Source organism: Sphingomonas abaci, from assembly GCF_014199625.1.
In the GTDB taxonomy this organism is placed as follows: Bacteria; Pseudomonadota; Alphaproteobacteria; order Sphingomonadales; family Sphingomonadaceae; genus Sphingomonas; species Sphingomonas abaci.
Window position 1 is genome coordinate 560,908 of the sequence record NZ_JACHNY010000002.1, and the last position, 9,480, is coordinate 570,387.

Here is a 9,480-nt window from a genome sequence, read left to right on the forward strand (position 1 = left end):
CCATACCCTTGCTTCGAATACGGCTACCGTTATGACGAGCACCGTGACGTTGATCAAGCGCTAAGCGTCCGCTATGGCACATCACCGACAAACCCGACTTTCAATCGAAAGGGATGCTGCAATGGTTGGCCTCGCCCTCGACCAATTGGCCCCATGCTGGCCTGCGCTGTCGCTCGCGGAGGTGGAGGCGCGGCTGACGGCCCCCGGCATGCCGTTCGAGATGACGATCGAGACGATCCGCGGCACACCCATGCGCGTCTGGAAGACGATGCCGCCGACATTGGCGCATCTGCTCACGGCGGCGAGGGTCCACGGCGACCGGCCCTTCACCATCCATGAGGAGGAACGGGTCAGCTACGAGGCCAATCACCGCGCCGTCGGGGCGCTCGCCACCTATCTCCGGTCGCAGGGGATCGGACCGGGCGACCGGGTCGCGCTGGCGATGCGCAATCTGCCCGAATGGCCGATGGCGTTCTTCGCGATCACCGTGCTGGGGGCGATCTGCGTACCTCTGAATGCGTGGTGGACGGGCGGCGAACTGGCCTATGGGCTGGCGGATTCCGGTGCGCGGCTGCTGATCGCGGATGGCGAGCGTCACGAGCGGATCGCCCCCTACCGCCCGAGCCTGCCCGACCTGAAGGCGGTTCTGGTCGCCCGCGCGACGACGGCGATGCCGGACGAGGAACGGCTGGAATCGGTGATCGGGACGCCGGCCGATTGGAGCGGGCTCCCGGGCGGCGATTTGCCCACTGCATCGATCATGCCCGACGACGATGCCACCATCTTCTACACCAGCGGCACGACGGGTGCGCCGAAGGGCGCGGTCGGCACGCATCGCAGCTTGCTGACCAATATCCTGTCCTCCGCCTATTCGGCCGCACGGACTGCGCTGCGCCGGGGCGAGATGCCGCCGGTGTCCAAGCCGCGCGTGGCGCTGACGGTGATCCCGATGTTCCACGTCACCGCCTGTTCGGCGCACCTGATGGCGGCGGTGGCGGGCGGCTCGACCACCATCTTCATGCGGCGCTGGGACACGGTGCGGGCGATGGAGATCATCGAGCGCGAGCGGGTGACGGTCACCGGCGGCGTGCCGACCATCGCGTGCCAGCTGCTCGACCATCCGGACCGCGCCAGGTACGACCTGTCCTCGCTGGAGGCGATCGCCTATGGCGGCGCGCCGGCGGCGCCGGACCTGGCCGAGCGCATTCACCAGACCTTCGGCGCGTTGCCTGCCTGTGGCTGGGGTATGACCGAGACCTCGGCCACCGTCACCCATCATGGCGGCGAGGATTATCTGAACCGGCCGACCAGCGCCGGGCCGCCGGTCGCGGTCGCCGACCTGAAGATCATGGACACTAACGGCACGAGCGAATGCCCGCGCGGGATGGTGGGTGAACTCTGGTCGCGCGGACCGATGAACGCACGGGGCTATTGGAACAAGCCCGAGGCGACGGCCGAGACCTTTGTCGATGGCTGGGTCCGCACCGGCGACCTAGCGCGGCTCGACGAGGAGGGCTTCCTCTATATCGTCGACCGGGCCAAGGACATGGTGATCCGCGGCGGCGAGAATATCTATTCGATCGAGGTCGAGAACGCACTGTACGATCATCCCGCCATCGTCGAGGCGGCGCTGCTCGGCCGGCCCCACCGGGTGCTGGGCGAGGAGCCGGTGGCGGTCGTGCACCTGGCCCCCGGTGCGTCCGCGGGCGAGGTGGACCTCCAGGCCTGGCTGCGCGAACGGCTGGCGGCGTTCAAGGTGCCGGTCGCGATCCGCTTTCTGGCGGAGCCGCTGCCGCGCAACGCCAATGGCAAGATCGTGAAGCGTGATCTGCGGGCTTTGTTCGAACCATCGGTGTGACCGTTCCCGCCCCGTGCGGGCGGGAACGACCCTGCCTCAGCGGCAGCGCACCTGGCTGTTCTGGTCGATCGACCGCCCGGCCAGCGCCCCCGCCGCGCCGCCCAGCAGCGTGCCGAGGATGCGGCTGCGCCCGCCATCGATGACATTGCCGAGGATGCCGCCGGCCGCGCCGCCAATGATCAGCCCGGTCGTGCCGTCGGACCGCTTGCAGTAATAACGGCCGTCATAGCCGGCATAGACCCGCTCGTCGGGCGAGACGACGCGCTCGCGATATTGCGCGCCGTCGCGATAGTCGCGCGCGGGGTCATCGGTGGCGTCGGCGGCGGCCTGCTCGCCAATCTGGTCGGCGGCGGCACGCTCGGCACGCTGGCAGGAGCGGGCGGCGGCGCGTTGCTCGGACGCTCGATCGATCGCGGCAAGGTCAAGTGCCGCTGATCCCGACGGAGAGCTAGGTATGGGGACGGCGATCGCGATCGCCGTCCCCTTTTGTTTTCAGGGTCAGGCGATGGTGACGAAACTGTCCATCACCCGCTTGCGCCCGGCCTGTTCGAAGTCGATCTCCAGCTTGTTGCCCTCAATCTCCGCGATCGCGCCATAGCCGAACTTCTGGTGGAAGACACGCTGACCGACCTTCAGGTCGCTCCGCCCCTTGTTGCCCAGGCTGACCGCGCTGGCCCGGCTCTCGACCACGCGCTTGGGCGTGGTGGTGAAGTTGGACTGCCCCATCTGACCCGCCGCGCGTTGCCAGCCAGGGCCGCGCCCCGTACCCCGCGCGACATTGGCGAAGGGGTCGGCATGTTCAGACCAGTTGGCGCGCCACAGGCTTTCGCCACCGCTCATCGTAGTCTCGCTGTCGATATGATCGGCCGGCAGCTCGCCGACGAAGCGGCTGGGAATGCTCGATGTCCATTGGCCGTAGATGCGCCGGTTGGCCGCATGAAGGATCACCGCCAGCCGCCGGGCGCGGGTGATCGCGACATAGGCGAGCCGCCGTTCCTCCTCCAGACTCTTGGTGCCGCCCTCGTCGACCGCGCGCTGCGAGGGGAACAACCCTTCCTCCCAGCCCGCTAGGAACACGGTATCGAATTCCAGCCCCTTGGCGGCGTGGATGGTCATGATCGTGACCTGCGGGTCCTGTCGGCCGCCGTCATTGTCCATGACCAGCGAGACGTGCTCCAGGAACGCGCCGAGCGACTCATATTCCTCCATCGCGCGGACGAGTTCGGACAGGTTCTCCAGCCGCCCCGCCGCCTCGGCTGATTTCTCCGCCTGGTACATGGCGGTGTAGCCGCTTTCGTCCAGCAGCTGGCGGGCCAGTTCGGCATGGGGCAGGTCACGCGCCATGTCGCGCCAGCGATGAATGTCGCCGACGAGATTGCCCAGGCTGCGCCGCGCCTGGGCCGTCAGTTCGTCGGTATCGAGGATGCGCGCGGCGGCCGTGGTCAGCGGCATGCCTTCACCCCGCGCGAGCTGGTGGATCTTGGCCAGCGCCTTGTCGCCAAGACCACGCTTGGGCACGTTGACGATCCGCTCGAAGGCGAGATCATCGGCCGGTTGGTTGACGACACGCAGATATGCGAGCGCATCGCGAATTTCGGCGCGCTCATAGAAGCGGAAGCCGCCGACGATCCGATAGGGCAGGCCGATGGCGATAAAGCGGTCCTCGAACTCGCGCGTCTGGTGCGAGGCGCGAACCAGGATGGCGATGTCGTCCAGGCTCTTGCCGGCGCGGCGACAACTTTCGATCTCGTCGCCGACGCGTCGCGCCTCTTCCGGCCCGTCCCAGACGCCGAGCACGCGTACCTTCTCGCCTGCGTCGAGTTCGGTCCAGAGCTGCTTGCCGAGCCGGCCGCTATTATGGGCGATGACGCCGCCGGCCGCGCCCAGAATATGCGGGGTCGAGCGGTAGTTCTGCTCCAACCGGATCACCGTCGCGCCCGGGAAGTCCTTCTCGAAACGAAGGATGTTCTCGACCTGCGCGCCGCGCCACGAATAGATGGACTGGTCGTCGTCGCCGACGCAAGCGATGTTCTTGCGCGCCTGGGCCAGCAGCCGCAGCCACAGGTACTGGACGCTGTTGGTGTCCTGATATTCGTCCACCATGATGTAGCGGAAGCGCTCCTGATAGCCCTCCAGCACGTCCCGATGCGTCTTCAGGATGACCAGCATGTGGAGCAGCAGGTCGCCGAAGTCGCAGGCGTTCACCGCCTTCAGACGGTCCTGATATTGCTGGTAGAGCTCGCCGCCGCGGCCGTTGGCGAAACGTTCGGATTCGCCGGCGTCGATGTCGGCGGGGACCAGCCCCTTGTTCTTCCACTCATCGATCAGCCCGGCCAGGCTGCGGGCGGGAAAGCGCTTCTCGTCGATATCGGCCGCGACGATCAGCTGCTTGAGCAGGCGGAGCTGGTCGTCCGTGTCCAGGATGGTGAAGTTGGATTGCAGCCCGACCAGCTCGGCATGGCGACGCAGCATCTTCGCGCCGATCGCGTGGAAGGTGCCGAGCCACGGCATCCCCTCCACCGCCTCGCCGACCAGCCGGCCGACCCGCTCGCGCATCTCGCGCGCCGCGCGATTGGTGAAGGTCACCGCCAGAATCTCACTCGGCCAGGCCTTGCGCGTGTAGAGCAGGTGCGCCAACCGAGCGGTCAACGCCGCCGTCTTGCCGGTGCCCGCGCCGGCGAGCATCAGCACGGGTCCGTCGGTGGTCAGGACCGCCTCGCGCTGAGGCGGATTGAGGCCGCGCAGATAGGGCGGGTCGGCGAGCTGGATATCGGTCACCTTCGAACAGGTAGGGAACGGCGGGGCGGGGGGCAAGCGCCACACGACCGGAGATCCGTGTCGCGGCACCCTGAGCGGACCGCCGACCTGCGAACAGGGGCCGGGCTGCCGTCGCGGACCCGGTTTGTTCTTTTTACTTGCGTGGCGACCTCGACGCTGGAAAACTCAATCGGCAAGAGGGGAGACACGGGATGGAGCAGGCGGTCGAACAGGGAATCTTCGAGGGCGGATGCCGCTGCGGAGCGATCCGTTACCAGGCGATCGGCATGCCAGAGCATCACGCCTTGTGCCATTGCGTGGATTGCCGGCGTTCGTCGGGCGCGCCGCTCGTTGGCTGGGCGCTGTTTCCCGAGGCGGCGGTGACGATCAGCGGCGCACCGGTGCGTTTCGAGTCGTCTCCCGGCGTCGAGCGGCACTTCTGCGGTCGCTGTGGAACAGGCCTATTCTATCGCAACCCGGCGATCTTCCCGGATCATGTCGACATACAGTCCGCGACCCTGGACCGGCCGGACGACCTGCCGCCCCAGGCCTGTATCCAAATGGCGGATGCGCCGGGCTGGCTCGGCGCCATGGCCGCGCTGCCGCATTTCGACCGCTATCCGGGCTGATCGTTCATCGCGCCGGCACGGCAACAGCCGCATCGCCACCGGTCGCGTCGGCCGGCGCGGGGGCGTCGGGCAGCGCCACGCCCACCTCGACGCGCCTATTTCGCGCCCGCGCGGCGGAGTCGTCGGACCCATCCGGATGCGCGTTCGGGACGAGCGGCCGGGTTTCGCCCAAGGCTATCACCGTGATGCGGGCCGGGTCGATGCCTTTTTCGACCAGATAGTCGCGCACGGCCTCGGCCCGCTGGCGGGAGGTGCGCAAATTGACCCGATCATCGCCCTTGCTGTCGGAATGGCCGCTCAGGGTGATGCCGCCGCCCGCTCGCATGATCGGGTCGGTCAACAAGGCGTCCAACGCCTTCCGACCCTCGTCGTCGATTTGCTGACCGGTTTGCGCGAAGGGGATGACGCGGTCGATCGGTTCCAGCGGCGGCGGCGCGGGTTCGGGCGCGACGATATCGGGGCGAAGGATGGAGCGGGCCGGCACCGCGTCGTTTCCGGTGACGTTGGCGATGCCCCCCGCATCGAAACCGGCCTCGGCGCTGTCATTCGCCTCCGCCATCGGGGCGCTGGCATTGCCGGTGCGGTCGGCCGCTGGCGTACAGGCGGCCAGGACCAGGGCGATCGGCCCGATCGTCGCAAGCGTCCGTGTCATGATACCACTCCCTCCGTCGCCCGCCGCGTGGCTGTCGGCGCGGGCGGGCCATAGCTGATGATCGTGTCGCCGGTCTGCGGCGTCGGGCGGCTGGCGTGCGAGAAGAATCGAAGCGGCGCGCCCTTGCGCCACAGCAGCAGCATGTCCGCCTCGTCCGCCATGTCCGCCCGCGCCGTGTCGAAGTCGAATTTATCGGTGATGCGGGTCTTGCGGAAGGTCCAGCCCTGTTGCTGGCGCTGCATCACCGCCTCGACCCCGTGGCCGCTGCTGAACAGGGCGCGCCCGCGTAGCGAAGCGGGCAGCGCGCGATCGTCCTCGTCCCCGTCGCTGCCGTCGCCCCCCAGCTGGTAGACCTTGTCGCGGCCAATCTCGTGCGCGAACTCGCTGCAGACCAGCGCGTTATAGGCCTCGTTGTCGCTGGTGGCGACCAGCACCTCGAACTGCGACAGGTCGAGCTGGTCCTCGGTCGCCTCGGCCAGGATCTCGCCATGGTAGGTCGGGATGCCGGCATGACGGGCCGGGGACAGACGCTGCCAGCTGGTGTCGGCGATCGTCACCAGCACCTCGAGCTGGCGTAGCAACCGCGCCAGCTCCAGGCTCCACGGCGTGCAGCCGACCAGCAGCAGGCCCCGCTCGGTCGGTCCCGTCACCTTGAGCAGCTTGGCGACCGGGCCGATGGAGAAGCCGTGCGCCACGATCGTCGCCACCACCACGGCGAAGGACAGGGTGACCAGGATCGAACCATCGGCATAGCCGAGCTGATCCAGCCGGAGCGCGAACAGGCCAGAGATCGCGACGGCGACGATGCCGCGCGGGGCGATCCAGGCGATCAGCAGCCGCTCGTTCCAGGGGACGCGCGTGAAGGCCAGGCTGAGCAGCACCGTCGCCGGCCGAACCAGGAACAGCAATGCGAAGAGAAAGGCCAGGAAGCGCCACTCGAACCGCTCCAGCACCGTCAGGTTGAGCGTCGCCGACAGCAGCACGAAGACGCCCGAAATCAGGAGAACGGTGACGTTCTCCTTGAACGGATGGATGTCGCGGAGCGAGTCAAGGCGCATATTGGCCAGCGCCACGCCCATCACGGTCACCGCAAGCAGGCCGGTCTCCTGCTGCACCAGATTGGACAGCACGAACGCGCCGATCACCGCGACCAGCAGCACCGGCGCTTTCAGATATTCCGGCACATGGCCGCGCGGGAACGCCCATCCGATCGCCCGCGCGCTGCCCCAGCCGATCAGGCCGGCGACCAGGCTGGCGGCGACCAGCGAGCCGAGCAGGGACGGGATGGTCACGCCCTCGCCGGCGCGGCGTAGATATTCATAGGTGACGACACCGCACAGCGCGCCGATCGGGTCGTTGACGATCGCTTCCCATTTCAGGATCGCGCGCGGCCGGGCGGCGATGTTGCTCTGGCGGAGCAACGGCAGCACCACGGTCGGCCCGGTCACCACCAGGATCCCGGAGAACAGGATCGCGACCGGCCAGACCAAGCCGCCGACATAATAGCAGGCCAGTGCTCCGAACAGCCAGCCGAGTGGGACGCCGAGCAGCAGGAGGCGCGCCACCGCGCCATCGGTGCGACGCAGTTCGCGGACGTTGAGACTGAGCCCGCCCTCGAACAGGATCAGCGCCACCGCCAGCGACACGAGCGGTTCGAGCAGGTCGCCGAAGATGCGGTGCGGATCGATCAGCCCGGTAACGGGCCCCGCGATCACCCCCGCGACCAGCATCAGCGCGATCGCCGGCCAGCCGGTCCGCCAGGCGATCCATTGCGCGCCGATGCCAAGCGCACCGATCAGCGCGATAACCAAAGCCTGTTGTTCCATGCGCGGGGCATAGCGGGAAATGACTGGGATCGTAACCCGAAGCAGAACGCCCTTACCGCACGCCGAAGGTCCAGCCCTCGGTCGCGGCGATGCGGGGCGTCAGTCGCGGCGGCGACCAGAGCGCCGGATCACCGGCATGACGACGAAGCCACGCGGCCGTCAGGATCGCATCGGTGGCATGATCGTCATAGGCGGGGAGGGGGCTGTGCGGCGCGCTCCCTACCTGCGCCAGCGCCGCATCGAGGGAGGACGCGTCGCGTATCTTGCTGCGCCCCTTGCGCATCCCCGCCGCGCGCGCCGCGATGGCGGTGTAAATCTCGACCAGCACCAGGCCGGTCTGGGGCAGGGGGTCGAACGGCCAGATCGCGACTGTGCCGGACAGACGATGCAGCAGGCGCATCCCAGCGAAACTGGCTTTGCTGACCTGCGCCGCGCCGATCGCGTCATAGACGGTCGAGGGCTTGCGCTCGCCCTGGGAGGTGCTCTCGCACTGGCGCCAATGGAGGAAGTCGCGCTTCGCCCCATCGGCGGCGCCCAGATAGAAGTGCCGGCCGCGCCGCGCCTGGATGAAGTCGGCGGCACCCAGGTCCGGATCGTCGCTCTCCGCCTCGACCAAGGTCCAGAGCGCGCGGGCATCGGCGGTGACGCTATCTCCGGGCAAGTGCGCGCCCCGCTCGACGAACGGCGCGGAGAAGCTGAAATCCATGCCGACCAGCATCGGCGCGTCGCGATGCGCGGCGATCCAGTCGGCGATACCGGTGCGTGACCAGGGCCGGCCATCCGGCGCATGGACGAGGGAAGGGGGGCTGTCACCCGCTGCGCACAGCGCGAGCGCGATGCCGCGGTGCTGCACCCCACGCGCACCCGACCAGTCGATCGCGGCAAACCGTGCGAACCGGCTCACGCGATCGGCTTCGGCTCTTGCGCCTTGGCGGCAATCCACAGCGCCTCCATGGCATCGAGCGACTGACCCTCGAGCGGGCCGGCCATCGTCTCCATACTGCGAAAACGGCGCTCGAATTTGGCGTTGGCGGCGCGCAGCGCGACCTCGGGGTCTATGTCCAGGTGACGCGCCCAATTGACGACCGCGAACAGCAGGTCGCCGATCTCCTCGGCGCGGTCCTGAGGCGCGGCGGCCTCCACCTCGGCGATCTCCTCGTCGATCTTGGCGCGCGGCCCGCGGCTGTCGGGCCAGTCGAAGCCGACCCGGGCCGCGCGATCCTGAAGCTTCTCGGCGCGCATCAACGCCGGCAGGGCCAGCGCCACTCCTGCCAGCGCACTGCTATCGGCCTTGCTGCGGCGCTCGCCAGCCTTGATCGCTTCCCAGCCGGGGGACGCCGCCGCATCGCCGAAGATATGCGGATGACGCCGCTCCATCTTGTCAGCGATCGACGCGACCACGTCCGGCAAGGCGAAGCGGCCGGCCTCTTCGTTGATCCGCGCATGGAAGACGACCTGCAGCAACAGGTCGCCCAGTTCGTCGCGCAGTTCCTCGGCATCGTCGCGCGCAATCGCGTCGACGACTTCGTGCGCTTCCTCGATCGCATAGGGCGCAATCGAGGCCGAGGTCTGCGCCCGGTCCCATTCGCAGCCGGACACCGGGTCGCGCAGCCGCGCCATGATGGCGACCAGACGTTCGATCACAAGCTCATCCTCCCGCACACATGTCGGCGCTATTTAGAAAAGACACTTTCTCTGCCAGATAGAAATGACACTGCCTCGTGGCAGCGGGGGCAGCGTGGAGCCCCTCAAGCAGCG

8 protein-coding genes are annotated in these 9,480 nt (G+C 68.1%); 2 read left to right on the forward strand and 6 right to left on the reverse strand.

Annotated features, from left to right (window positions below):
- Positions 1-121: 121 nt before the first annotated feature.
- On the forward strand, positions 122-1,858 hold the full coding sequence (locus GGQ96_RS07610) for a class I adenylate-forming enzyme family protein (protein ID WP_184113152.1): 1,737 nt from the start codon (positions 122-124) through the stop codon (positions 1,856-1,858).
- A gap of 36 nt (positions 1,859-1,894) precedes the next feature.
- Here GGQ96_RS07610 and GGQ96_RS21830 read toward each other — a convergent pair whose 3' ends face one another.
- Entirely contained in the window at positions 1,895-2,332 is a 438-nt protein-coding gene (locus GGQ96_RS21830) for a glycine zipper 2TM domain-containing protein (RefSeq protein ID WP_425506690.1), read from the reverse strand.
- 24 nt (positions 2,333-2,356) lie between these two features.
- The gene (locus GGQ96_RS07620; RefSeq protein WP_184113267.1) at positions 2,357-4,672 is read right to left on the reverse strand and encodes an ATP-dependent helicase; all 2,316 of its coding nucleotides are present in this window, start codon (positions 4,670-4,672) and stop codon (positions 2,357-2,359) included.
- 155 nt (positions 4,673-4,827) lie between these two features.
- On the opposite strand from GGQ96_RS07620, the gene GGQ96_RS07625 reads away from it, so the two are divergent.
- Complete coding sequence (locus tag GGQ96_RS07625; protein WP_221239849.1) at positions 4,828-5,244, forward strand: GFA family protein; 417 nt, start codon at positions 4,828-4,830, stop codon at positions 5,242-5,244.
- Positions 5,245-5,248: 4 nt separating this feature from the next.
- Here the strand turns inward: GGQ96_RS07625 and GGQ96_RS07630 are convergent, their stop codons facing one another.
- Genes GGQ96_RS07630 through mazG form a run of 4 tightly spaced genes read right to left on the reverse strand, consistent with a single transcriptional unit; the run spans position 5,249 to position 9,366 of the window.
- A complete protein-coding gene (locus tag GGQ96_RS07630) occupies positions 5,249-5,896 on the reverse strand; it encodes an OmpA family protein (protein WP_184113154.1) in 648 nt (215 codons plus the stop codon).
- Complete coding sequence (locus GGQ96_RS07635) at positions 5,893-7,722, reverse strand: cation:proton antiporter (protein WP_184113156.1); 1,830 nt, start codon at positions 7,720-7,722, stop codon at positions 5,893-5,895. The genes GGQ96_RS07630 and GGQ96_RS07635 overlap by 4 nt, the downstream gene beginning before the upstream one ends.
- A 52-nt stretch (positions 7,723-7,774) precedes the next feature.
- Complete coding sequence (locus GGQ96_RS07640; RefSeq protein ID WP_343058959.1) at positions 7,775-8,626, reverse strand: hypothetical protein; 852 nt, start codon at positions 8,624-8,626, stop codon at positions 7,775-7,777.
- Complete coding sequence (mazG, locus tag GGQ96_RS07645; RefSeq protein ID WP_184113160.1) at positions 8,623-9,366, reverse strand: nucleoside triphosphate pyrophosphohydrolase; 744 nt, start codon at positions 9,364-9,366, stop codon at positions 8,623-8,625. The genes GGQ96_RS07640 and mazG overlap by 4 nt, the downstream gene beginning before the upstream one ends.
- Between the last annotated feature and the right edge of the window lie 114 nt (positions 9,367-9,480).